Here is a 24,459-nt window from a genome sequence, read left to right on the forward strand (position 1 = left end):
TTCCCCTCTCAGGCATCGGCCAGGGCGTCGAGCATCGCGTCGCGGTGCTTCGTGTCGCCGTCCTCGGTCACGAGCTGGATGCAGACATGCGTCGCGCCGGCCGCGAAATGCGCCCGCAGCCCCTGCTTCACCACCTCCGGATCGCCCGACAGGACCATGGCGTCGATGAAGCGGTCGCTGCCGCCGTCCTGCAGCTCGGCCTCGGTGAAGCCCAGGCGCAGCCAGTTGTTCACGTAGTTCGGCAAAGTCATGTAGCGCGCCAGCTCGCGGCGCCCGAGCGCGCGAGCGCGGGCCTTGTCGGCCTCGATGCAGACCTTCTGCTCGACCGCCAGGACCTTGCCCGGGCCGAGGATCCCGGCCGCCTGCTTCGTGTGCTCCGGCGTCACGTTGTAGGGCACCGCGCCATCCGCCTGCGCCGCCGCCAGCGCCAGCATCTTCGGCCCGAGCGCCGCCAGCAGCACCGGGCCTTCCGGCGCGCCCTCCCCCGCCGCGCGGATGCCGTCGAGATAGGCGCGCATGGCCGGCACCGGCTTGTCGTAGCGGTGGCCGCGCAGCCCCTCCACCATCGGGATGTGGGAGACGCCGAGGCCGAGCGCGAAGCGGCCGCCATGGAGAGCGCTCAGCGTCGCCAGCGCCCGCCGCGCGGTGAAGGCGTCCCGTGCATAGATGTTGGCGATGCTGCTGCCGATGACGAGGCGCTCGCTGTTCGCCAGCAGGAAGCCGGCCAGCGCGACGCTCTCGTAGCCGCGCGATTCCGGGTACCAGAGGGTGCCGTAGCCCTTCCCCTCGACGCTGCGCAGCAGCGCGCGCAGCCCCGCCGCGTCCAGCCGGTCGGTCGAGCACCATACGCCCAGGCGTCCGAATTCCATAACGGCATCCCCCGCTTCGGCGGGCATTATGGCCCTGGCCGGCGGCGCCCGCCAGTTGACCCCCGGCGAAGGGCGGGCGGCGCCATCCCGATCGGAGTCACGCCGCCGGGACTTCCGGGCCTCTGGCGATCCGATCTAGCCTCGCCGCAAGAACACCCGCGGGAGGGAATGGATGGCACGGGCCGCACGCTTCGCCTACCAGATTGGCGCGGTGGGGGAGGAAGGCCTCTCCGACCGCGAGCTCTACCGGGAAGCCATCGCCGATGCGGAACTGCTGCACCGGCTGGGCTACGACGCCGCCTGGATGGTGGAGCACCACTTCTCCGACTACTACCCGCAGCCCAACCCGCTGCTCTTCCTCTCGCACATCGCCGCGGCCTGTCCCGGGCTCGGCCTCGGCACCGCGGTCATGGTGCTGCCCTGGTACGATCCGGTCCGCTTCGCCGAGGACGTGGCGATGCTGCAGACCCTCTCGGAGGGGCCGCTGCATATCGGCATGGGCCGCGGCACCGCGAAGAGCGAATACGACGCCTTCGGCATCGGCATGGAGACGGCGCGCGACCGCTTCCGCGAGACCTGGGAGTTCACCCGCACCGCGCTCGCCGGCGGCCCGGTGACCTTTGAGGGGCACCATGTGGCCTGGCGGACGCCCACCGTCCTGCGCCCGGCACTGGAGGGGCCGCGGCCGAGCTTCTACGGCGCCATCGGCAGCCTGGAGAGCGCGGCGATCATGGCCGATCTCGGCCTGCCGCCGCTCTGCCTCTCCTCCTTCCCCGACAAGCTGCTGCGGCGGATCCTGGAGACCTGGAAGGAGCGGACGGCGGCGGCCGGCCGCCCCACCGACGTCACCTTCCCGATCTCGGTGAAGTGCTTCGTCGCGGAGACGGACGAGGCGGCGCGCGCCCAGGCGCTGGACTACCTGCCGAAATTCTTCGCCCTGCAGGTGGAGCACTACCAGTCCGACCACGCGCCCTGGGGCAATATCCCGGGCTACGAGCAGTTCAACCGCATGTTCGCCAACCTGCGGCTGCTGTCGGACCCCGCCAATCTCGGCGGCTACCTCGCGCAGAACCTGGTGGGGTCGCCGGAGACGGTGGCGAAGCGGGTGCGGGAGATCCTCGATCTCGGCTTCGACTACCTCGTCGTCAGCAATGGCACCTATGGCGTGCCGCGGGCGGTGCGGCACCAGACCATCCGGCTCTTCGCCGAGGAGGTGATACCGCGCGTCCGGGCCATGGCGCCGGCCGTGGCGGCGGAGTGACCGCCGCTCACGACTCCAGCAGGTTCTCCTTCAGCGTGCGGTAGCGGTACTCCGTCCGGAAGCGGCCGCGGCGCTGCAGCTCCGGTACCAGGTGGTCCGCGATGCCGATGAGGTCGGGCGGCATCGAGACGGTATGGCCGAGCATGAAGCCGCCGCGGCTGCCGGTCGCCTCGAACATCTCCTCCAGCCGGTCGGCGAGCTGGGCGGGGCTGCCGGCCAGCGTCCGGTCATAGGCCGTCGCCTCGCGCAGCCCATGCTCGAGGAACTCGGCCCGCGTCAGCTCCGCCCCGGGACCGAGCGTCGCCATGAGCTCATGCAGGAAGCCCATGGGGGAGGCCTGGCCGGCCACGATCTCGGCATGCAGCTCGCGCAGGGTGAAGCGCTCCGGCAGGGTCGAGAAATCGTAGCCCGAGTTGTAGGAGAGGTAGGCGCCGACCGCCTCGGGCGGGATGCTGGTCAGCAGCAGCTCGCGCCGGGCCAGCGCCTCCCGCTCCGTCTCCGCCACCACGATCGGCGTCTGCCAGAGGATGCCGACCTCCTCCGGGTCGCGGCCGAGCGCCCGCAGCGCCTCGTCCAGCGCGGCGCGCTGCTTCACCTGCAGGGGCAGCGCCATGTCGCCGCCGAAGACGACATCCGCGACATAGGCGGAGGCGCGGATGCCGCGGGGGGAGCCGCCGGCCTGGATCAGCACCGGCCGCCCCTGCGGCGAGGGCGGGGTGTTCAGCGGCCCCGAGACCTTGAAGAACCGCCCCTCGTGCCGGACGTCGCGCAGCTTCGCCGGGTCGCCGACCCGGCCCGTCTCCCGGTCCCACAGCATGGCGTCCGGCGCCACGCTGTCCCAGAGCAGGCGGCAGACATCGGTGAACTCCTCCATCCGGTCATAGCGGTCGCCATGGTCCATCAGCCCGTCGAAGCCGAAATTGGCGAAATCGGACCGCCGGGTGGAGGCGACGAGGTTCATCGCGATGCGCCCGCCGGTGATGTGGTCCAGCGAGTTCATCAGCCGCGCGGTATAGTAGGGATGCATGAAGGAGGAGGAGAAGGTCAGGCCGAAGCCGACATGCCGCGTCACCCGGGCCATGGCGACGGCATAGGGCGTCAGGTCCTGCCGCGGCCAGTTCATGCCCCATTCGACGGCGGCGTCGCGGCTGCCGCGCCAGGTATCCGGCACGCCGGTGCCGTCGCCGGAGAAGACGATGTCCAGCAGTCCCCGCTCGGCGATGCGGGCCATCTCCTCCAGCATCCCGACATCGGGGAAGGTGTGGCCCGGCCAGGCGCCCGGCATCCGCCAGCGCCCGCCCATATGGCTGTAGGAGAAATCGAATCCCAGATGCATCCGGCGCCTGGCCATGCCGCCCTCCTGCCGCCCGTCCGCGGCCGGGTGCAAACGCCACGCCAAGGCGGCCGAAGAGCGGTGCCAGGGGCCGGGTATCCCTGCCCCGCTTCGACTCAGACGCGATCCGATCGCTCAAGTGACGGCATCCAGCCGGCGCCGGCGCCCCCCTCCCCGATCGGGAACCAGTCGGGGCGGCCCGATGCCGGCCGCGGCGGCGGTGCGAGGACCGGCCGGCCACCAAGAGGCAGCAACCAGGTGGAAATCCGGTCGAGGCCGCGCGTCCAGTGCCGGTCGAAGGCCGCGAGCGGGGCGGCGACGGCGACGCTGGCCAAAGTGCTCACCAGGATGGCGCCAACGGCGGCAAAACCCGTGTCCTGGAGCGCCAGCCAGGTCCAGGCGCCGGCCGAGCAGATCACCGGCACATGGACGAGGTAGAGCGGAAAGGAGAGCCGGCCGAGCCAGGCGGCCCAGGGCCCGGACAGCGCCAGCCGCAGCGGCTCCGCCCCGGTCAGGGCCAGGATCAGCAGGGCGGCCGCGCCGGCATGCGCATAGGTCATGGGCAGGGTGCCGGGATAGAGCGCGGCGAGCCAGCGATGGTCCGGGCTGCCCTCCCGGTAGCCGAGCAGCCAGCAGCCCAGAGCGACCATGCCGAGCGCTGCCGGCCAGGGGATGCGCACCTGCCGCGCCGTGGTCAACAGCGCCAGCGCCACGCCGAGGACGAAGGTGACGTAGTAGACCTCGGCGAAGCGGATCAGCAGCGCGGTCACCGCCAGCAACGCCATGCGTGCGGCCAGCGACGCGTTCGAGAGCTGCAGCAGCGCGAGGCCGAGGCCGAAGGCGATGAAGCTGCCGAGGAACTCGTAGCGCATCGTCCAGAGGACGGTGTTGAGGGTATGGTCCTCCGGCCAGCCGCGGAAGAGGGTCAGGACGGTGCCCTGCAGCACGGCGTCCTTCAGGCCGGGCTGCAACGGCCCGTCGGGATGCGCATCGCCGAAGCTGGCGAGGAAGGTGGAGCCGATGCGCGCTCCCGCCTCGACATGGGCGTAGAGGTCGAGCCGGAAGAGCAGCCAGGAGAACAGGACCGAGGCGAGGATCGGTCCGGCCAGTCGCGGCCAGCGCTTGACGGCCCCGCGCGCGAGCGGCCGGCCATCGCCGGTGGCGAGCGCCCGATGCGTCAGGACATAGCCCGAGAGCACGAAGAAGACGATCACCGCGGCGGTGCCGTGCACCGCGCCGAACCACCAGGCGCCCTCGCGCGGGAATGTCGGATGGAAGGCCTGCAGGGCATGCCAGGCCACGACGACCGCGGCGGCGAGCCCGCGCAGCGCCTCGAGCGGAATGTCCCGGTTCTTCGCCATGGCGCATCCTCTGCCGCGGAACCGATACGACAAAGCCAAAGATGTGAGAGGGTCGCTGTCTGTGAATGCACGTCCCGTCGGAAAAGTCCGGGGCCAAAGTCAGAGGCTGGGGCGTGGACGACCTCACGAGACTTGTACCGCGCGAGGGCGCTGCGGCCCCGCTGGTCCGCGCCGATTCATCATTCCGGGCGTTTCCAGCCAGCGCCCATCTGCTCTAGGGTGGGCTCGCATCACGCGCGGGGGCATCCATGCAATTCGTGTGCGACGCACCGGGACGGCGCGCCTGGTTCCGGATCGAGACCGAGGCCGAGGCGGCCCTGGAATCGGAACTCATGCGCCATGCGGTCGAGAAGCACTTCCGGCGCGCCTATGAGCAGGCCTCGAGCTCCTACCGGCCGCCACCGGGGCCCTTCATCGAGCAGGATATCGGGCGTGCCGCGCATATCCGGCGGTCGATGCCGATATTCCTGACGCTGCGGGACGAGGACGGCGCGGCGCTCGTCACCGCCATGCTGCCGCCGGAAGGACCGGGCGAGCCGGGCTTCCGGCCCATCCTGGTCGGCCAGGCGAACAGCGATCCCTATGCCGGGTACGGGTATGCCATCCAGGCCCTCGCCCGGCATGTCGGGATCACGCTGGACCGGGCGCTCTGCTATCCCTATCGGCGATAGCCGAGGGCATGGCGGGCGGCGCTGGCAGGGAACACGTATCGGCGATGAGCCGGGGCCGCACCTGCGAAGGGGCGGATCGGCGGGCAACGCAATGTCGACGGATGGGACCGTCGGTTCCGCCGATCCAGCGGACAGTGTCTGGTTGAGGGTGGGTCTGGATGTGCGGCACGCCGCCGCTCCCGGCTGTCATGAAGGGCCGTGGCAGCGGCGAAGGTGGATCGACCACGCCGCCCAGGAGGCTGCGGCGGCAGGAGCGAAAGCCCGAAGAATTCCCGGATGCGCATCGGGCGCCCCTGTGACGCAGGCAACACGCTGCGCCGTCCGAACCTGCTGTAACCCCCTCCATGGACATGGAGAGCAGCATGCTTAAGGACGATAGCCGCGATCACGCGCACTGGCGGCGCACCGTGCTGGGTGGGATCCTGGGATGCACGGTCATCACCGCGGCCGAGGCGCGCGAGCGTCCCAGGCCCGACCCACGCGAATACGAGCGCGATGTCGCGCAACTCTCCGCCCTGGTGGAAACCCAGCAGGCTGAAATAGCGAAACTCCGGCGGGCGCTTGGGCTCCATCCGGATGGCCAGATGCAGGCGCCACGCCCGCGCCGGCAGTAGCGCCCGGATTCGCGCTCCTGCGGAGGCTCGTCCCCGGCCTGGCCGATCCGTAGAGGCGGCGCACCGGTCGAAGGCGTGTCGCGGCCGCGGGCCGCTCCCCTCCCACTATCCTGCAGGCGGCGCTCCACGCCCCGCCCCAGGGGCCGCGGCGCCGAAGCGCCGCGGCGAAGGGCTCACCGCAAGGCAAGCTGGCGGTCGGTCACGCCTGGGCCAGGTCGAAGCGGTCGGCGTTCATCACCTTGGTCCAGGCGGCGATGAAGTCGTCGACGAACTTCCGGCCCGCATCGGCCGCCGCATAGACCTCCGACATCGCCCGGAGCTGCGAGTTGGAGCCGAAGACGAGGTCGGTGCGCGTCGCCGTCCACTTCTCCTGGTGGGTCTTGCGGCAGGTGCCGGCGAAGATCTCGTCCGCATGCCCGTCCACCATCTTCCACGCCACCCCCATGTCCAGCAGGTTGACGAAGAAGTCGTTGGTGAGCTGGCCCGGACGCTCCGTCAGCACGCCCTCCTTCTGCCCGCGATGGTTGGCGCCGAGCACGCGCAGGCCGCCGAGCAGGACGGTCATCTCCGGCGCGCTCAGGTTCAGGAGCTGCGCGCGGTCGATCAGCAGCTCCTCCGTCGGGACGTTGAAGGGCACCTGGAGGTAGTTGCGGAAGCCGTCGGCCCGGGGCTCGAGCGGCTGGAAGTTCTCGGCATCCGTCTGCTCTTCCGTGGCGTCGGTGCGGCCCGGGGTGAAGGGCACCTCGACGTCATGGCCGGCATCCTTCGCCGCCTTCTCGACCGCGGCCGTCCCGCCGAGCACGATGAGGTCGGCGATCGAGACCTTCTTGCCGCCGCCGGCGGCGCCGTCGAACTTCGCCTTGATGTCCTCGTAGACCTTCAGCACCTTGGCGAGCCGCTCGGGCTCGTTCACGTCCCAGTCCTTCTGCGGCGCGAGCCGGATGCGCCCGCCATTGGCGCCGCCCCGATGGTCCGACTGGCGATAGGTCGAGGCCGAGGCCCAGGCGGTCGCCACCAGCTCGGGGATGGTGAGGCCGGAGCCGAGGATCGTCCGCTTGAGTTGCGCAATATCGGCGGCGTCGATCGTCGCGTAGTCCGCCTTCGGGATCGGGTCCTGCCAGATCAGGTCCTCGGCCGGGACCTCCGGGCCCAGGTAACGGGCCTTCGGCCCCATGTCGCGGTGGCAGAGCTTGAACCAGGCGCGGGCGAAGGCATCCGCGAACTGCTCCGGGTGGTCGCGGAACCGCTCGGATATCTTGCGGTAGGCCGGGTCCACCTTCATCGCCATGTCGGCGGTCGTCATCATCGTCGGGACGCGGCGGTCGGGGCTATGCGCGCCCGGCGCCATGTCCTCCGGCTTCTGGTTGATCGGCTGCCACTGCTTGGCGCCGGCCGGGCTGGTGACCAGCTCGTACTCGTAGTCGAGCAGCATGCGGAAGTAGTTGCCGGTCCACTGGATGGGCGTCGGCGTCCAGGGGCCCTCGAGGCCGCTGGTGATGGTGTGGTCGCCGATGCCCGTCTCGTGGCCGCTCTGCCAGCCGAGGCCCTGCTGCGCGATGTCGGCGCCCTCGGGCTCCTTCCCGACCTTGCCGGCATCGCCGGCGCCGTGGCACTTGCCGAAGGTATGGCCGCCGGCGGTGAGCGCGACGGTCTCCTCGTCGTTCATGCCCATGCGGGCGAAGGTCTCGCGGATGTCGCGGCCCGAGCCGGCCGGATCGGGCACGCCGCCCGGGCCCTCGGGGTTGACGTAGATGAGGCCCATCTGGATGGCCGCCAGCGGGCTCTCCAGCACCTTCTCCTTCGCGGGATCGATGCGGGTATCGCCGAGCCACTCCTCCTCGGTGCCCCAGTAGATGTCCTTCTCCGGCTCGAAGACGTCCTCGCGGCCGCCGCCGAAGCCGAAGACCGGGCCGCCCATCGACTCGATGGCGACGTTGCCGGCCAGGATCATCAGGTCGGCCCAGGAGAGCTTGCGGCCGTATTTCTGCTTGATCGGCCAGAGCAGGCGCCGCGCCTTGTCGAGATTGGCGTTGTCGGGCCAGCTGTTCAGCGGCGCGAAGCGCTGCGAGCCCGAGGAGGCGCCGCCGCGGCCGTCACCGGTGCGATAGGTGCCGGCGCTGTGCCAGGCCATGCGGATAAAGAAGGGGCCGTAGTGACCGTAATCGGCCGGCCACCAGGGCTGGCTGTCGGTCATCAGCGCGTGCAGGTCCTTCTTGACCGCCGCGTAGTCGAGGGTCTGGAACTCCTTCCGGTAGTCGAAGTCGTCCCCCATCGGGTTCCCGGTGAGACCCTTCTGGTGGAGCATGTCGAGCGAGAGCTGGTTCGGCCACCAGTCACGGTTGGTCCGCCCCAGAAGGGACCGCAGCGCGGCCGGCTTCTTCATCGGGCAGCTCAGCGGGCCGCTCGGTTGGTTGGTGTCCATCCCTTGGTCCTCCCACGGATATTGCGGGGAGGCTAAGCGTCGCCCACGATGGATGGAAGCTCGAATTTTTGGTGAGAATCATCGAGCGGATCGATCAAAAACTTCTCGCAAGCCCCGGGGGCGCCGGCCGGCATGACGCTGCCGGGCTGCCGCGAGGAGAAGGTGCGGCATCGCCCGCCATCACGCCGTGCCAAGCCGCAGCGGCGCGGGTGGTGGAGCGAGCGGATCCGGCCTGGCCGGACCCCCGGCCCATTGCCCCGTCCGCGCAACAGGCGATCACGGCCGCGAACCTCGCTCGCCCGCCTCGGTGCTCCCGCAGCTCTTCGCGTATATTCTATGGGGAATGCAGGTTGAGCCGAAGGTGCTGGGGATGATCCGCTCATGAGCGAGGAGACGACCCGACTGGCGCCGGCCTCCGAAACGTCTGCTCGCAATTTCGGGAGAAGCTCGCTCGATCAGGTATTGGCGGCGGTGCCGCCAGGCTGGAGCCTCTTCCGGGATGCGGTGCTGCCCGGACACGATGGCGGGCCGCCCGCCCGCCTCGGCCATGTGCTGGCGCATCCCGAGATCGGCATCGCCGTGCTGGAATTGCTGCCCGGTCCGACCAGCGACGATCCCGTCGGGCGCCTGCACCGGGTGATGGAGGAGAGCGGCTGGCCGAACCGGCCCGGCGGCCTGCCGCCGGTGGTCCGACTCTGCATGCCCTTCCGCACCCTGCCGCAACTCGCCGCCTTGCTCGACGAGGCCTTTGCCGGCCAGCCGCCGGCGGCTTCGCAGCCGCGGGGCTGGATCGCGGCGCTGCCGGGGCTGCTCGGGGCGACGCCGCTGCCGGTTGCGGGCAGCGATCCGGCCGGAGGCGTGACGACGCGCGCGGGCGGGTTTCCGGCGTCGGCCCGGGCCAGGACCCCGGAGCATCGCCCGTCACGGCGCTCCGGCCTGCGGATCCTCGCCTGGTTCTGGGGCGGGGTGGCGCTGGTCTCGGTGACCGGCATCACCGTCCTCGCCTATCTCGGCCCGCCCGGCGAATCGGCGGAAAGCGCGATGCGGGAGGATGCCGCCGGGGACGGACAGCCCGTGCCGTCGCGGCCGGCCCTGCCGTCCGATTTGGCGCGTGCGCCCCTGTTGCTCCCGCCGCTGCCCGCACCGGAGCGGCAGGCGATTCCGCGCCCGGATGAAAGGCCCGGCACCTTCGGCATGGTCGCGGTCCCGCGTCCCGATACCGGGCGCGAGCAGCCCTCGGAACCGCTCCCGCCGGCGCCTGCCGGCACCGGCCTGCCGTCCGGCCCGATCCCGACCACGGCGCCGGAGCAGGCGATGGCGGCGGCTGCCACGCCTGATGGTGCCGCAGCCGCAAACGACCCGCCGGCGCCCAAGGCCGAGCATGCGGCGGGCGAGGGTGCCGGCCCCGGCTCCTCGCCTGCCCTCCCTGCCGACATCCCGCATCCCGGCCTCGTTCCGGCGCCGCCGGCCGGCCACGACGTCACGGCGGAGGCAAGGGCCATGGCCGGCGGCGGGGCGGAAACGGCGGGTGCGCCGGCAGCCGGTTCCGGAGTGCCGGCGGCATCGGTCGGGCCTCCACCGATCGCGCTGCCTAGGCCCGGCGAGGCGGGCACCTCCCCGGAACGGGTGCCGGCCGCAGCCGAACCGGCGCCATTGCTCCTGCCGGCCGGCACGGTACCTGGGTTCGCGTCGTCGCCCCCATCGCCGCCTGCGCCTGCGCCGCCGCCACCGGTTGCCCTGGACCGCGTCGTCCCGCCCGCGCCTCCGCCAACCATGCCTGCGGCATCCCATTTGACGGAACGCGCGCCGGAGGATGGCGCGCCGCTTCCGGGACCGCCGTCGCCGAAAGCGCCGGAGCACGGGGATTCGCAGGGTCCCGCGCAGGCGCTGCCCGACCTTCCCGCCCCGCCTCGCCCCGACCAGGACCTGCCGGCGCGGGTTGCCGCGAGCGCCTCCTCCACTGTAGGTGTGCCGGATGTCGCCACGCCGCCACCTCCGGCGGAGCCCCCTTCGCCCGTGGTGCTGGACAGGCCGGTCCCTGGCGGCGCGCCGGCCGGCACCTCTTCGGACGACATGGCCGGGTCGCGGCCCGCGACAATCCGCGACCAGGCACCGCCAATTGCAGGCCCGGGCGAGACCGGGACGGAGCCGGTCGCGCCGCCCCCGGCGGCACAGGCCGAGATCGGGCCGGCCACTGTTGGCACGATGCCACGGGCTGCAGAGGGGCTCCGGCCGCAGGCCGAAGAGCCACCGGCGCCGGCCGGCCCGCCATCGACACCGTCCGGCGCAGGCACCCCACCCTCGCCGCCGCCGCCGGAGCGGATGCAGAGGGCCGCCGTGGCGCAGCCCGGCAACGCCGCACCACCGGCGGCGGCGGCGCGTCCGGCCGGCGCCGGCACCACGGCCCCGGCGCCGAGGGACCCGATCCTGCGGCGTGCCGACGCGATGCTGGCGCTGGGCGACGTCTCGGCAGCGCGGCTTCTCTATGCCCGCGCCGCCGCGGCGGGCCATGCCGAGGCGATGCTCGCCCTCGGCAAGCTGCATGATCCGCTGTTCCTGGCGGAGATCGGCGCGCGAGGCCTGTCGGGCGATGCCGGGGCGGCGGTCGATTGGTACCGGCGGGCGCTCGCCCTGGGTCTGCCGGAAGCCCGGACGTGGTTGCTGCGGCACGGGGTCCAGCCGGAGGAGTAGCGCGGGCCGGGTGAGGCGGTGGGTCCGCCCGCCGCCCCAGGCGGGGATCGTGGGGCGCCGGCGCCGGTGCAGCCCGCCGACCGGGGCCGCGACGCGACCCCGCCCGGTCCGTTCCCGCCCCGGCGACCAGGACGGTGATCGCTTCGGCGCGTATTCCAGGGTGCAGAATTCGCGCAGATCATACCGGTGGTAATATAGTATCGCTGCAATATAGTCTTTTGGTTGATTTACCCCAAGAATCTTCCTGCCATTCGCGCGGCTGTGTATTTGTGCCGCTTCCGAACAAGAATAATCCTGTTCGTGACGATCGGAAGCTGGTTCCTGCAGGTTCCAGTATCGGCTGATCCCAAATAAGGGGTTCACAGATCACGCAGCCTTCATTCAGCGAAATGCTGAATGGAAGCCGGCGGCTGTGCGCGCGCCTGCCCGGACCTGCTGACGCTCGTCATTCCTAGCAGGGAAGGGCAAACTGGATGAGCGTCCAACCGACCGAGGGCAGGAAGAGCATATACTCGCTTGATGATTACTTGCACGGCTTGAATGCAGGCTGCGAAGCGGATCGCTATCGGCCCTATGCAGTTTATGCACCATGCCGGAGCACGGCGGGGAGGACGCTGGATCTCGGGGACATCCGCGGTGCGGCGGGCGCGAACGCCACGGGCGTCGCGGGACATAACGGCATCAACCTGCCGGGCAAGGTGCCCTCCATCCATGGCACCGATGGCGGGGATGCCTTCGCCGGTGATGGCCGCGACGCCTATGGGCGGCTTTTCAAGGCCGGCGTCATCGGCAGCGGCAATGCCGGCACCATCGACCTGGGCGACGTGCTGGGCGGGGCTGGCGGGATCGCCCGCGGCGGCGCGGGGGGCCTCGGCAGCAAGGGGCTCTATGCCGATGGCCCGCGTGGCCTGTTGGTCAGCCATATCGGCGGCGACGGCGGGGATGGCGGCAATGCCTCAGGTGGCGATGGCGGCGACGCCCATGGGCATCTGTTCCGGGGCGGCCTCGACCTGCTGCGCAATGGCGGGAACGTCAATTTCGGCGATGTGCACGGCGGCAGCGGCGGTGCCGCCTATGGCGGCCAGGGCGGCGCGGGCGGTCAGGGTGCCGATGGCCGCATCACGGTCGGCAATACCGTGGTCGTCAACGGCGCGGCCGGCGGCCATGGCGGCGACGGCGGCGATGCCCGGGGCGGCGATGGCGGCGATGCGCATGGCCATGTCTTCCAGGCCGCGGTCGACCTGGTGGCCAACCACGGCACCATCCGCTTCGGCAATGTCATCGCGGGTGCGGGCGGCAATGCGCTCGGCGGCAGCGGCGGCGATGGCGGCGATGGCGGCGATGGCGGCGCGGGGCTCGGGACCTCGGTCCAGGCGAATGGCGCCGCGGGCGGCCATGGCGGCGCTGGCGGCAGCGGCGTGGCCGGCGATGGCGGCGACGCCTTCGGCCATGTCTTCTGGTCCTGCCTGGACATCCTCGGCAATGACGGCGCCATCTACTTCGGCAACGTGATCAGCGGTGCGGGCGGCGCCGGCACCGGCGGCAAGGGCGGCGATGGGGGCGATGGCGGCGATGGCGGCCTGGCCCTCGCGGGCAAGCTGGCCTCGGCCAATGGCGGCGCCGGCGGTGCGGGCGGCGCGGGCGGCCTCGGCGCCGGCGGCGGCGGTGGCGTCGCGATCGGCCATGTGTTCTGGGGCGAGGTGGATATCGACTGGAACTACGGCCTGATCGATTTCGGCCAGACCCTCGGCGGTGGCGGCGGCGCCGGCCAGGGCGGGGCCGGCGGCGCCGGCGGTGCGGGCGGTGCCGGCGGCATCGCCGTCGGCGGCCTGCTCTCCGTTGCCCGCCTGGCCAGCACCACGGCGAGCGCCACCTCCGGCCTCGAGGGCATCGCCTTCAGCACGGTCTTCAAGGCCGATGTCGAGATCGACCACAACTACGGCGCCATCAGCATCGGCACCATGACCAACTACGACGACTTCGACATCCGCGACAACCACGGCGTCATCACCATCCAGGATGTCGAGGACCTCGGCGACTTCGATGTCGACGACAATTTCGGCACGATCTACTTCCTGACGAAGGAGGACATCAAGGTGGTCGACATCGCCAACAACCACGGGAAGATCTACTTCGGCGATACGCTCTGGGCCTGACCGCCCCGCCGCCGCCCGGCCGGACCGGGCGGCGGACAGCGCCTCAGCCGTGCTCGCGGCCGATGCGGAGTACCGTATCGGCGCCGCTCATCATCTCCGGCCGGTGGGCGACGCTGATGCGGGTGATCGAGAGGCGGCGCAGGCGCTCGTTGATCTGCTGCTCCTTCGCCACGTCGAGATGCGCGGTGCCCTCGTCGAGGAAGAGGATCTTCGGCGCCTTGTAGAGCGCGCGCGCCAGCAGCACCCGCTGCTTCTGCCCGCCCGAGAGCGAGCTGCCCATGTCGCCGATCAGGCTGTTGTAGGCCATCGGCATCATCATGATCTCGTCATGGATGCCGGCCATCTGGGCGCAGGTCACCATCCGGTCGTGATCGAAGCCCGGGTCGAAGAAGCAGATGTTGTCCGCGATGGAGCCCGAGAGCAGGTGGTCCTCCTGCATCACCGCCGCCACCTGCTCCCGGTAGACCCGCTGGCCGATGGCCTGCATCGGCCGGCCGTCGATCAGGACCTCGCCGCTGGTCGGCTCGAGCAGGCCGAGCATGATCTTCAGCAGGGTGGTCTTGCCGCCGCCCGAGGGCCCCATGATGGTGACGAACTGGCCCGCCTCCACCCTGATATTCACGTTCTCCAGCACGAAGCGCTCGGTCTCCGCGTAGCGGAAGCAGACGTTGCGCAGCTCGATCCCGCCCTTAATCGGGGTGGTATAGGCCAGCGGCCGGTCGTGCCCCGGCTCCACCGGATTGGTGGCGATGTCCGCGATCCGCTCGAGGTGGAGGTCGAGCAGCCGGAACTCCAGCACCTTCTCGACCAGGGCCGAGGCCTTGCCCGTGAAATTCTGCTTGTAGGCCATGAAGGCGAAGATCATGCCGACCGTCATCTGCCCGTTCAGCGCGAAGCTGGCCGCGATGTAGACGGTGACGATGTTCTCCAGCCCGAAGACGGCCCCGTTGATCGTCCGGAACAGGATATCGGCGCGGCCGAGGCGGATATTGGCATTCACCGTATCGGCGTGCCGGTTCAGCCAGAGGCCCTGGCGGTCGGCCTCCCGGTTGAACAGCTTCACGCTCTGCACCGCGCGGGCGGTTTCGATGAAGTTGGTGTTCTCCACCGCCGCGGCCTGGATCGCGGCCTCGCTGAGCTCGCGGAAGCGGCGGTACAGCAGCAACCGGGCGAGCAGGTAGAGCACCAGCGCGGCGAGCACGACCAGGGCCAGCATCGCGCTGTAGATGAAGATCATCACCAGCGTGGCCAGCGCCATGATGCCGTCGATGACCGCGAGGATCAGCCCTTCGGCCAGCGCGCTGCGGATCGGCTCGATCGAGTTGAAGCGCGACAGCACGTCGCCGATGTGCCGCTTCTCGAAGAAGCTGAGCGGCAGGCGGATCAGGTGGTGGAACAGCCGCGCGCCCATCTGGAAATGCACCGCGTTCTGCACGACGAGCACGATGTGCGAGCGGAGTGCGGTGGTCGCGACATTGATGGCGGTGAGCAGCGCGAAGCCGAGGGCGAGCGCCAGCATCAGGTCGGTATCGCCGCGTGCCACCACCTCGTCCACGGTGAGCTGCATGTAGAAGGGCATGGCGATCACGAGGAGCTCGAGGAGCACCGACAACGCGAAGACCTGCGTCAGCGGTCCCGAGATCCCCTGCAGCCGGCCCCAGAAGATCCGCAGCGGCAGCCGGGTCTGCTCGTTCTTCGGGGCGAAGCCGTCGGCCGGCGAGACCTCCAGCGCGATGCCGGTGAGGTGCTTCGAGGCCTCCTGCATGGTGTAGGTCTTCACGCCCGAGGCCGGGTCGTGGACGGTGATGCCCTTGGCGCCGGCCGCCTTCAGGACGACGAAGTGATTCATGTCCCAATGGACGATGGCCGGCAGGTTCAACTCGCCCAGGCTGTCGAGTTCGAAGCGCAGCGGCCGGCAGGCCAGGTGCAACTGGCCCGCCACCTGGATCAGCCCGCGCAGGGTCACGCCGTTGAGGGAGACGGGGTGCCGCCGCCGCAGGGTGTTCAGGTCGATGCGGTGGCCGTGATAGCTGGCGATCATGGCCAGGCAGGCGAGGCCGCATTCCGCCGCTTCGGTCTGCAGCAGGTTCGGCAGGCGGCGCCGCGCGCCGAAATCCAGCAGGTCCAGGATCATCCCTGGATCCTCGCGCTCAGCAGGGGGTTGAGGATCCAGTCCACCAGGGTGCGCCTCTCGAGGATGATATCGGCGCGCAGCAGCATGTCAGGCTGCAGCGGCACCTTCTTGCCATAGGCATCGACGTCCGGCCGCTCGAGCGAGACCGTCGCCCGGTAGGCGGGCTCCTTCAGGGCGACCGGGAGGGTGACGTCGGTGGCGGTCAGGATGGTCGCGGAGACCTTCTCGATGCGCCCGCGATAGGTGCCGAAATGCTGATAGGGAAAGGCATCGTAGAGGATGCGGACGGGCTGTCCGACCTCGACGAAGCCGATGGCCCGGGCCGGGATGAAGAGCTCCGCCCGCAGCGGGCTGTGCGCCGGGATGATCTGCAGCAGCAGGTTTTGCGGGTTGGCCGGCTGCCCCACCGTGGCCTGCAGGGAGGAGATGCGCCCGGTCATCGGCGCCCGGATGACGTAGGCGCGGCGGCCATCGACCTCGGCGATGCGCTGCTCGATGGTCGACATCTCGTTCCGCATGCTCTGGATCTTCTCGGCCTCGACGAAGGGAAGCTGTTCCAGGCTGAAGCGCGTCTCGGTGAGCTGGCTCTGGCGTGCGGTCAGTTGCTGGGCCAGCGCGTTCAGGGCCTGGCGCTGCTCCAGCAGCGCCTCCTCCCGCCGTCGCTGGTCCAGTTCGGAGACGAGCCCGCGCGCGGCGAGTTGCTGGCCCGAGGCGAGGATCCGCTCGACCACGCGGATGCGTTCCCGCTGCACCGCGATCTGCGCATTGAGATGGCCGAGCTCGGTCTCAAGCCCCTGGATCATGGCGGTCAGGCGGTCGCGCTCGGAGGCGATGCGGCGCTGCTCGGTCGCGATCTGCCGGTTCAGGGACTCCTTCTGCTGCGCGAGGCTGGCAAGGATGGTGGCATTGACGTCCTCGCCGGTCACCGCGATCTGGGTGGTGGTGATCGACAGCAGCGGCTGGCCTTCCTCGACCGCCTGGCCCTGCTCGACGAGCAGGGTGCTGACGATGCCGGACTGCGTCGGGAAGACGCGCGCGGTGCCGGCCGCGGGCATGAGGTAGCCGGCCACCGTCTCCTTGCGGGCATATTGCGCGAGAAAGAGGAAGGCGACGATCGCCGCGGCGGCGCTGATGATGAACCAGACGGTCAGGCGGATCCGCACCGGCTGCATGGGCACGGCGCGGCCCCATTGCCGGTCGAGTTGCTGGAACTCGAGGACTTCCTGCCGGAACAGCGGGCGTGTCGCGGGGACGGTCATCGCGCCACCCCGTGCATGCGCCGCAAACCGTCAGTGTCGCGGCGGCAGAATGACATGATCACAGGGATGCTCCCGCGTCGACACCCCTCCCGGACGAGCGCGGTCGGGCAGGGAGATGCCCGGCCGGGTGAGGTCCGGCCGGGCACCTGACTCAGAGGAAGTAGTTGTTGCCGACGCCAGGGCCGCCGACGGCGAGCCCGCCCGTGCCGCCCGCGCCGGCATTGCCGCCGTTCGCCGAGCCGAGGAAGGCGTAGCCGCCCGCGCCGCCCGCGCCGCCCGCACCGCCGGTACCGCCGGTGGCCGCGCCGCCGGTGATGTTATGGGCGATGCCGAGGTTCACGTTGCCGACGATGAGAGCGAAGCCGTAGCCGCCGCTCACGGCATCCAGCTCAGCATCGGTCAGCGCGGTGATGGACGAGGTCTTGGACATTCTCGTTGTCCTCCGTGGAGGCGCCCGGCGGATCGCCGGGCGCCGATGCGATGCCGCCAGCCTTCAGTAGAAGTAGTTGTTGCCGACGCCCGGGCCGCCGACGGCGAGCCCGCCGGTGCCGCCGGAGCCCCCCGCGCCGCCATTGGCATAGCCGACGACGGCGACACCGCCATTGCCGCCCCTGCCGCCCGCGCCGCCGGTGCCGCCGGTGGCCGCGCCGCCAGTGATGTTATGGGCGATACCGATATTGGCATTGCCGATGATGAGGGCGAAGCCGTAGCCGCCGCTCACGGCATCGAGCTCAGCATCGGTCAGCGTGGTAACGGATGATTTCTCAAGCATGATTGTGGGTTTCCTTCCTGTGCTTGGTTCTGGGGCACGGCTGACGCCGTCCGATATCATCCGATATCAATAGAAGTAGTTGTTGCCGACGCCCGGGCCACCGACCGCCGTCCCACCCGTGCCGCCGGAGCCGCCCGCGCCGCCATTCGCCGAGGCAAAGAAATAGGCATTGCCGCCCGCACCGCCCGCGCCGCCCGCGCCGCCGACACCGCCGGTGGCCGCGCCGCCGGTGATGTTGTAGGCGATGCCCGCATTGACGTTGGCAACATAGACCTTGAAACCGTAGCCGCCGCTCACGGCATCCAGCTCAAGGTCGGTCAGCGTCGTCAGCGAAGAATGCTTGCTCATTACCTTGACTCCTCCAGGTATTCATCCCGTGGACCGGGACGGTGTCAGGGAAGGACAAAGCTTCCCTGTTTGCGCAGCCCGCAAGGGCGCTGCACCCGCTTGGGCGTCGTGCCAGCCGCGGCAACGACGCCGATTCTGTTTGGGACGGCAGTACCGCTCGGTCTGGGCCGATCAGGCGGATGTGGTCTCCGGTGAAGACGCGCGGTGAACGCGCGTAGGCGCAGCGCTCCGCCTGGTGAAAGGCGCCGCTGGCATGCTCGACCGAAAAGACGCACAGGGATGTTGACCGAACAAACTGCCGGTTGTTGTCATTGTGACAGCCCTCCCGAAACCAGGCTCTTGCACGAGAGCATCTGGCTTTTATCTATTACCTAAGGTGATGCGAATTCCTGAAAGTACAAACTTCTATGCGTTCGCCGTGATCTCAGTATGCCCATTTGAGTAAATCCTTCAGGACTTTATAATATTTGTGACTTCGCCAACTCGCATGGCGATCGGATTCGATGACCGACCTTTGTGCCAAGAACCCGCTCCTGCGATGCCGGCGGCGTGCGTTCGACATGCATGATCGCCATGGCTTGGCCGCAATACTGCGGAGCACCGGTCCTTGCACTTACGTCAACGACACCGACCCACCCGGATCCCAATCATCGATCCCAGCACCGCCGCCATCTCCGTCAGCAACACCGCAACTCCCGACGCCATTCGTCATGCCGGGGGCAGTGCCATGAAAGTAACACGCCTCATGCTGGACGATGCAGGACTTCACTATCCGCGCTCCCTTTCCGAAGCTTATATTTTTGTCTTTCAGTGGTTCACAAGAACGCAATGCCCTCTTGTAAATCGTCGTGATTTCTTTACTTCGGATGGTTATTCCTCGACGACATGATGCAATTTATGTTGCATCCCACAAGAACCTATGCGGCGATCCTGTGTTTTCATCCACGATGATCCGGCATCTGTCCCGCCATCGTTTTCCAATGAAAAGAAAGTAGCGGTGCGCGGCCGAAATCGTCAATGAAATGGGGCAGCAAACACGCGCTCGTTACGGGCTATTTATTACTGGTTGCGCATCACGCTTGGAATTTCCGCAACTCAGGAAATTTTACCTTTCTGGCGAGTGTTTTTCCCTTTCTTTGCAACTACTCCGTGTTGAGCGCGCCACGACCACGCTCCAGGCCAGTGAAGAAGGGATAGTGACTCCCGCAAAAGACCGCAGCGTCAAAAGGTGGCGGCGTCTTAGGCAATGTAATCAATTCGGTGACTTTGACCGGGATGCCCGGTGCGGCCATTATTCACGGGCATCATCGCGATAGCGTCCGCGTTCTCGGTGATGTCGGCGAGGCGACACACACGGTTCGGTTGTGCCCCTTCCCCCGGCGAGCGCGGCCGCCCGATGATGATTCGCTGATTGCGGCGGACCGGCGGGTTGAGCCAGGGCCGCAACCGGCCCGGCGATGCCAGCGGGCGAGACCGAAACCCCGGGCCCCGAGATATTGCTGACCCCCGGCAGCCGCCGCAGCGCCAGGCCAGGATGTGCAGCCTGCGACCGGGAAAGAGCGCGACGCCCTGTACCAACATCACCGCGCGCAGCGTGACGGCTGCCTGGGCAAGACCGGGCCGGCCACCGCAGGCGCCTGCGGTTGCCGGCCCGGTGCAGCGCCGCGCGATGTCACCCGCTCCGTGGAGGCTGCCGCCCGCGATCCATGCGATGGTCATACCGGCCGCGATGCTGCGCCCCACCATGCGCCCGGCCGACCGTGACTCGGTGGCTTTGCTCATCGCCGCCGGCCCATGCGCCACCGCCAGGCGATCCGCGTCGTCAGCTCAGGCCTTGGCCGGGTGGAGTGCGCGGCCTGTGAAGTCGTGGCGATGCCGCGGCGCACGGGCGGCGAGAACCCCGATCCGACATCTGGTGATCTTGCCCGCCCGGCCGCGGCATTGCCGCCCGAGACTCAGCGACCGGCTCGCCGATACCAGGCCAGACCATCGGGCCGCAGCCCACGGCCCCCCTGCACATACGGCGCAGGGCGCGACGAGTCCGTGGCTCTGCCATGAGGCCGGCCCAGCACCGAATGCGCCAGGAGCAAAGCCTGAAAGCCGCCTCGGCGCGCCCCATCGCATGGGGCATCAGGGGGCGGCGCAGGGAGAATGGAGGGGGTTGGATTTGAACCAACGTAGGCGCTAGCCAACGGATTTACAGTCCGTCCCCTTTAGCCACTCGGGCACCCCTCCGTGGTCCTGCAGGGCCCGAAGGCCCGCGGGTGCGGCGGGTTATCCGGTTTCATCCTCGCCTGTCAACGTGGCAACGCCTGGCAAATCATTCCCGCCGTCGCTTTCCACCCGCTGGACAGGAGCGCGCCGGTGCGCAGGATGCGGCGATGCGCCGAGGCCCGCCGCGTAGCGGCTCCCGATCGCCGCCCCCGGGCGGCCCCCCTTCCCTCACCCCGCGCCGTGGTCCGCCCGAGCGGACCGCGGCGCGCGGCCCAGCCGCGTCGCCCGCCGGCGGCGTCTGGCTGCATGGCCTGCATCCGGTCGCGGCCGCGCTCGGCAATCCGGCCCGACGGCTGAGGCGCCTGCTGCTGACCGAGGAGGCCGAGGCGGCGCTGGCCGAACGCCTGCCGCCGCCCTGGCGCATCGCGCCCGAGCGGGTGGAGCGCGGCCGCTTCGCCACCTTCCTGGCCGAGGACGCCGTCCACCAGGGCGCCGCCCTGCTGGCCGAGCCGCTGCCCGACCTGCCGCTCGACCGTGCGCTCGAGCATGGGCCGGGCCCGGTGCTGGTGCTGGACCAGGTGACGGACCCGCGGAATGTCGGGGCCATCCTGCGCTCGGCCGCCGCCTTCGGCGCCGCGGCGCTGGTCATGCAGGACCGCCACGCCCCGCCCGAGACCGGGGCGCTGGCCCGCGCCGCCTCCGGCGCGCTCGAGATCGTGCCGGTGGTGCGGGAGGTGAACCTCGCCCGCGCGCTGGACTCGCTGAAGAAGGCCGGGCTCTGGGTGGTGGGCCTGGCCGGCGAGGCGCCGGTGACCCTCGCCCAGGCCGGGCTCGGCGGCCGCCGCGTCGCCCTGGTGCTGGGGGCAGAGGGCGAGGGCATGCGGCGACTGACCCGGGAGCATTGCGACGAGCTCTGCCGCCTGCCGATCGCCCCCGAGATGGAGAGCCTGAACGTCTCCGCCGCGGCCGCCGTCGCCCTCTACGAGCTGGCGCGGCGCTGAAGGCTTGCCGCCAGTCCTGGCCGCTGCCAGGACGGCGGGCGGGAGCGGATCGCCGCAGGGCGGACACCGGCGCCGCGAGGCCGGCGCGGGGATGCTCCGACAGGGAGAAGAACGACCATGAGCGCAGCCGCCGATGCCATCCTCGCCGCCCGCGAGGCGAAGCGGATCCTCGAGCCGCTGGGCGCCGCCGCCCCCGCGACGCCCGAGGCCGGCTATGCGGTCCAGCACGAGGTCGCCGAACGCCTCGGCGCCGTCCCGCCCTTCGGCTTCAAGATCGGCGCCACCACCCGGCAGATGCAGGACTATCTGGGCCTCGCGGGCCCCGCCGCCGGCTTCGTGCCGCGGACGAGCCTCAACCCGGACGGGGCCGCGCTCCGCTTCGCCGACTTCCTGAACCCGGGCGTCGAATGCGAGGTCGGCATCCGCCTCGGCCGCGACCTGCCGCCCGGCCCGACCACGCGGGAGCAGGCCGCCGAGGCGGTCGCCGAGGTCTTCCCGGCGATCGAGATCGTCGAGCGGCGCTATGGCGACCTCGCCCTGCTCGGCACCCCGACCCTGATCGCCGACCAGGTCTTCCATGCCGCCGGCGTGCTGGGTGCGCCGGTCGCGGACTGGCGCCGCCTCGACCTCGGCGCCGCCAGGGGCACCTTCCATGTCGGCGGCAAGGTGGTGGGCAGCGGCTTCGGCCGCGACCTGCTCGGCCATCCGCTGGAGGCGCTGGCCTGGCTCGCCGGCTCGGGCGCCGCGCGGGCCTTCGGCGGGCTCAGGGCGGGGCAGGTGGTCTGGCTCGGCTCGGTCACCCCGCCGATCTGGCTGGAGGGACCCTGCGAGGTGGTCGCCGAGTTCGACCTGCTGGGCAAGGCGACGCTTCGCTTCACGTGATCGGTCGAAGCAGCCCGGGGTTAACCTCGGCGCCGCGATGATGCCGGGGCCGCCCGCCGGGGCGGGCCCCGACCGAGCCGCCAGGATGGCGCGTTGCCGTGGAAACCCCATGCCGCACGCCGACTGGACGCACCTGACCGAAGACCAGCAACTGGCCCTGTCGCGGGAGGCGCTGCGCCGCGCCGCCGAGACGCTCGCCGACCATGCCGAGGTGCTGGCCGCCGAGATGGACCAGGGGACGCTCGCCGATCGCGGCGGGCCCGATGCGCTCCGCCTCTTCGCCGCCGTCATCCGCGCCACCAACCGCGACGCCTTCGGCCCGGTCGGCCGGGCGTGAGCCGGCGGCGCCCGCCCATGGACGCATTCGCGCGAGGGGCACGCGATGATGAACGGATCGGGACCCCCGCCCGGTTGTGGCGGGCCCGGACCGTCCGGATGATGCCGGCCGCTGCGCGCGGGGCCCCGGGGTGCCGACCCTGCGCATCCCGCCGGAGGTCCCGCCGATGCGCCCCATGCCTCGCCTGTCCCGCGCCGCCCTTCTCGGGGCGCTTGCCCTCCTGCTCTGCCTGCCCGCGCTGGTGAACGGCTTCCCGCTGGTCTTCGACGACAGCGCCCATTACCTCCGCAAGCCCTTCGCCTTCGTCCATGAGCTGGCGCAGGGTCGGCTCTCGACCGATGCCGGCGCCTACAAAGGCTACATGCCGACCGCGCCGCAGGGGGAGCGGGCGGTGCCGGGCGAGCCGACCCAGGCCGGCCTGGAGGCGGGCGCGGGGACGGTGCCGCTCTCGGGCAATCCCTTCTTCCTGCGGCCGGCGCCCTATTCGCTCGCGCTGCTGCCCTTCGCGCATCCCCTGACCATCCTGCTGCTGCCCTTCGCCCAGGCGCTGCTGGTGGTGATGCTGGCCGATGCGCTGCTGCGGGCGCTGACCGGGCCGGCGCCACCGGCCTGGGCGCGGGCCGGCCTTGCCATCGCGCTGCTCGCCTCCTCGGCGCCCTGGCTGGCCAGCCAGGTGATGCCGGACGTGCTGACCGGCTGCCTCGGCCTCTGGCTCGCCCTGCTGGTCGCGGGCGGCGACTGGCTGCGAAGCCCCTGGCGAATGGCGGGCTTCGCGCTGCTCGGCGCCTTCCTGATCGGCAGCCACCTGACCCATCTGCCGCTGGCGGCCGGTGGCGCATTGGTGGGCCTCGGCCTGCGCTGGTGGCTGGAGCGCGGGCGCGACCCGCTGCGCTGGCGGCGGGCCGGCCTGGCGCTGGCCGCGCTGCTGCTCGCCGCCGGCGGACTGGTCGGGACGAACATCGTCTTCGGCAAGAAGGCGACCCTGTCCGAGAGCTCGCCGCTTTTCCTGCTGGCGCGCATGGTGGGCGACGGCACGGCGAAGCTGGTGCTGGAGAAGGACTGCCCCGCCGGTGCGGGCTGGATGCTCTGCGACGCGCCGGAGTACTGGCACACCGTTTCCGACTATTTCCTCTGGAACGCCGATGCGCCCTGGCTGCGGCAGCCGGAGCGGCGCGACCAGTTCCTGGCCGAGGCGAAGGAGATCACCGGCCGGGTGCTGCGCGAGCACCCGCTCGAGCAGGCGGAAGCGAGCCTCGGCAATGTCGCGCGGCAGCTCGTGACGCTCTGGATCGACCCGGCCATGGCGGAGCGCCCGAAGCGCAGCTTCGCCGAGCTGGTCGGGCAGATGGGCGACCCGGCGGCGCGGCTCTTCGCTGCGAGCCGGGCGAGCGCCGGGGACCCGGGCTTCTGGGACTACCGCCTGGTGCAGGACGCGGTGCAACAGGCGCTGTTCTGGGGATCGCTCGTGTTGCTGGCCTGGACGGCGGTGGCGGCCTGGCGGGCGCGGCGCGGGCCGGTGCTGGCGGTGGTCGCACTGGCCGCCGCGCTGGTGCTGGGCAATGCGGTGCTGGCCGGGGCGCTGTCGGCCGTGCATGGGCGGTACCAGAGCCGGATCACCTGGCCGGTGACGCTGCTGGCCGTGGCCGCCGGCGCGGCGGTGCTGCGGCCGCGCGCAATGGTGGACCGCGCGGGCGCCGCGCAGTATGAGGCGGGGCGGGCCGGGTTAGCACAGCGGTAGTGCAGCGGTTTTGTAAACCGAAGGTCGGGGGTTCAAATCCCTCACCCGGCACCACGTTTTCGGCGAATCTGACCGTCGCCGAGTCACACACAGGTCGCAGCACCATTGGATGGCTGCCGGACACCGTCAGACGAGTTCTGCCGCGTCGCCTTCCGCAACAAGCTCTACCGCGGCATCGAGGAACTGCAGGCCGACCTCGACGGCTGGGTCGCCGAGTACAACCAACATAGGCCGCATCTGGGAAGGTGGTGCTACGGCAAGACGCCGATGCAGACCTTCTTTGACGCCCTCCCACTCGCCAGGGAGAAAATCATGCGCCACTGAACACGGCAGACAGGCTCACCGGCTCACACATCCAACGCCGTCTGTCAGATGAAGTCCTGAATAATACACCCA

Annotated in this window: 19 protein-coding genes, 2 tRNA genes and 1 pseudogene; 11 read left to right on the forward strand and 11 right to left on the reverse strand. The window is 70.4% G+C overall.

From position 1 onward, the window contains the following. Positions 1-8 precede the first annotated feature (8 nt). Entirely contained in the window at positions 9-869 is an 861-nt protein-coding gene (locus tag Q7A36_RS12940; RefSeq protein ID WP_305104115.1) for a TIGR03620 family F420-dependent LLM class oxidoreductase, read from the reverse strand. A gap of 172 nt (positions 870-1,041) precedes the next feature. Here Q7A36_RS12940 and Q7A36_RS12945 point away from each other — a divergent pair, with 172 nt between their 5' ends. Further along, on the forward strand, positions 1,042-2,130 hold the full coding sequence (locus Q7A36_RS12945; RefSeq protein ID WP_305104116.1) for an LLM class flavin-dependent oxidoreductase: 1,089 nt from the start codon (positions 1,042-1,044) through the stop codon (positions 2,128-2,130). A 7-nt stretch (positions 2,131-2,137) separates the two neighbouring features. Here the strand turns inward: Q7A36_RS12945 and Q7A36_RS12950 are convergent, their stop codons facing one another. Both Q7A36_RS12950 and Q7A36_RS12955 read right to left on the reverse strand, forming a co-directional pair. Continuing rightward, positions 2,138-3,481, reverse strand: a complete 1,344-nt coding sequence (locus Q7A36_RS12950; RefSeq protein ID WP_305104117.1) for an NtaA/DmoA family FMN-dependent monooxygenase — start codon at positions 3,479-3,481, stop codon at positions 2,138-2,140. A gap of 98 nt (positions 3,482-3,579) precedes the next feature. Further along, positions 3,580-4,824 (reverse strand): acyltransferase family protein, encoded by a 1,245-nt coding sequence (locus Q7A36_RS12955; protein ID WP_305104118.1) that lies wholly within the window; start codon positions 4,822-4,824, stop codon positions 3,580-3,582. 248 nt (positions 4,825-5,072) lie between these two features. Between Q7A36_RS12955 and Q7A36_RS12960 the strand changes: the two genes are divergently transcribed. Together Q7A36_RS12960 and Q7A36_RS12965 are read left to right on the forward strand one after the other, a co-directional pair. Further along, the gene (locus Q7A36_RS12960) at positions 5,073-5,495 is read left to right on the forward strand and encodes a hypothetical protein (protein WP_305104119.1); all 423 of its coding nucleotides are present in this window, start codon (positions 5,073-5,075) and stop codon (positions 5,493-5,495) included. Between the two features lie 362 nt (positions 5,496-5,857). Further along, a complete protein-coding gene (locus Q7A36_RS12965; RefSeq protein ID WP_305104120.1) occupies positions 5,858-6,109 on the forward strand; it encodes a hypothetical protein in 252 nt (83 codons plus the stop codon). Positions 6,110-6,308: 199 nt separating this feature from the next. Here the strand turns inward: Q7A36_RS12965 and katG are convergent, their stop codons facing one another. Beyond that, positions 6,309-8,531: a catalase/peroxidase HPI gene (gene katG / locus Q7A36_RS12970; RefSeq protein ID WP_370655666.1), complete on the reverse strand. Its 2,223-nt coding sequence runs from the start codon at positions 8,529-8,531 to the stop codon at positions 6,309-6,311. Positions 8,532-8,912: 381 nt separating this feature from the next. On the opposite strand from katG, the gene Q7A36_RS12975 reads away from it, so the two are divergent. Then, positions 8,913-11,222, forward strand: a complete 2,310-nt coding sequence (locus Q7A36_RS12975) for a hypothetical protein (RefSeq protein ID WP_305104121.1) — start codon at positions 8,913-8,915, stop codon at positions 11,220-11,222. A gap of 473 nt (positions 11,223-11,695) precedes the next feature. Further along, positions 11,696-13,378 (forward strand): hypothetical protein, encoded by a 1,683-nt coding sequence (locus tag Q7A36_RS12980; RefSeq protein WP_305104122.1) that lies wholly within the window; start codon positions 11,696-11,698, stop codon positions 13,376-13,378. 43 nt (positions 13,379-13,421) lie between these two features. Here the strand turns inward: Q7A36_RS12980 and Q7A36_RS12985 are convergent, their stop codons facing one another. The 7 genes from Q7A36_RS12985 to Q7A36_RS13015 all read right to left on the reverse strand — a co-directional run bounded on the left by Q7A36_RS12985 (position 13,422) and on the right by Q7A36_RS13015 (position 20,126). Next, a complete protein-coding gene (locus Q7A36_RS12985) occupies positions 13,422-15,512 on the reverse strand; it encodes a peptidase domain-containing ABC transporter (RefSeq protein WP_305104123.1) in 2,091 nt (696 codons plus the stop codon). Then, positions 15,509-16,771 (reverse strand): HlyD family efflux transporter periplasmic adaptor subunit, encoded by a 1,263-nt coding sequence (locus Q7A36_RS12990; RefSeq protein WP_305104124.1) that lies wholly within the window; start codon positions 16,769-16,771, stop codon positions 15,509-15,511. Before Q7A36_RS12990 ends, Q7A36_RS12985 begins: the two co-directional genes overlap by 4 nt. Positions 16,772-16,922: 151 nt before the next feature. After that, on the reverse strand, positions 16,923-17,201 hold the full coding sequence (locus tag Q7A36_RS12995; RefSeq protein WP_305104125.1) for a hypothetical protein: 279 nt from the start codon (positions 17,199-17,201) through the stop codon (positions 16,923-16,925). Positions 17,202-17,264: 63 nt separating this feature from the next. Next, complete coding sequence (locus Q7A36_RS13000; RefSeq protein ID WP_305104126.1) at positions 17,265-17,543, reverse strand: hypothetical protein; 279 nt, start codon at positions 17,541-17,543, stop codon at positions 17,265-17,267. A 66-nt stretch (positions 17,544-17,609) separates the two neighbouring features. Next, entirely contained in the window at positions 17,610-17,891 is a 282-nt protein-coding gene (locus Q7A36_RS13005; RefSeq protein WP_305104127.1) for a hypothetical protein, read from the reverse strand. 1,239 nt (positions 17,892-19,130) lie between these two features. Next, complete coding sequence (locus Q7A36_RS13010; protein ID WP_305104128.1) at positions 19,131-19,673, reverse strand: hypothetical protein; 543 nt, start codon at positions 19,671-19,673, stop codon at positions 19,131-19,133. 370 nt (positions 19,674-20,043) lie between these two features. Beyond that, positions 20,044-20,126, reverse strand: a tRNA-Tyr gene (locus tag Q7A36_RS13015). Between the two features lie 146 nt (positions 20,127-20,272). Here Q7A36_RS13015 and Q7A36_RS13020 point away from each other — a divergent pair. The 6 genes and pseudogenes from Q7A36_RS13020 to Q7A36_RS13045 all read left to right on the forward strand — a co-directional run. Then, positions 20,273-21,106: a TrmH family RNA methyltransferase gene (locus Q7A36_RS13020; RefSeq protein ID WP_305104129.1), complete on the forward strand. Its 834-nt coding sequence runs from the start codon at positions 20,273-20,275 to the stop codon at positions 21,104-21,106. 117 nt (positions 21,107-21,223) lie between these two features. After that, the gene (locus Q7A36_RS13025; RefSeq protein ID WP_305104130.1) at positions 21,224-21,988 is read left to right on the forward strand and encodes a 2-keto-4-pentenoate hydratase; all 765 of its coding nucleotides are present in this window, start codon (positions 21,224-21,226) and stop codon (positions 21,986-21,988) included. Between the two features lie 109 nt (positions 21,989-22,097). Beyond that, the gene (locus tag Q7A36_RS13030; RefSeq protein ID WP_305104131.1) at positions 22,098-22,325 is read left to right on the forward strand and encodes a hypothetical protein; all 228 of its coding nucleotides are present in this window, start codon (positions 22,098-22,100) and stop codon (positions 22,323-22,325) included. Positions 22,326-22,491: 166 nt separating this feature from the next. Then, on the forward strand, positions 22,492-24,063 hold the full coding sequence (locus Q7A36_RS13035) for a hypothetical protein (RefSeq protein WP_305104132.1): 1,572 nt from the start codon (positions 22,492-22,494) through the stop codon (positions 24,061-24,063). Then, positions 24,043-24,117 (forward strand) — tRNA-Thr (locus tag Q7A36_RS13040). Before Q7A36_RS13035 ends, Q7A36_RS13040 begins: the two co-directional genes overlap by 21 nt. A 63-nt stretch (positions 24,118-24,180) precedes the next feature. Next, positions 24,181-24,387 (forward strand): annotated as a pseudogene (locus Q7A36_RS13045) (IS481 family transposase); the annotation flags it as partial. Positions 24,388-24,459 lie beyond the last annotated feature (72 nt).

The sequence above is a fragment of the Paracraurococcus lichenis genome, assembly GCF_030657435.1.
GTDB lineage: Bacteria > Pseudomonadota > Alphaproteobacteria > Acetobacterales > Acetobacteraceae > Paracraurococcus > Paracraurococcus lichenis.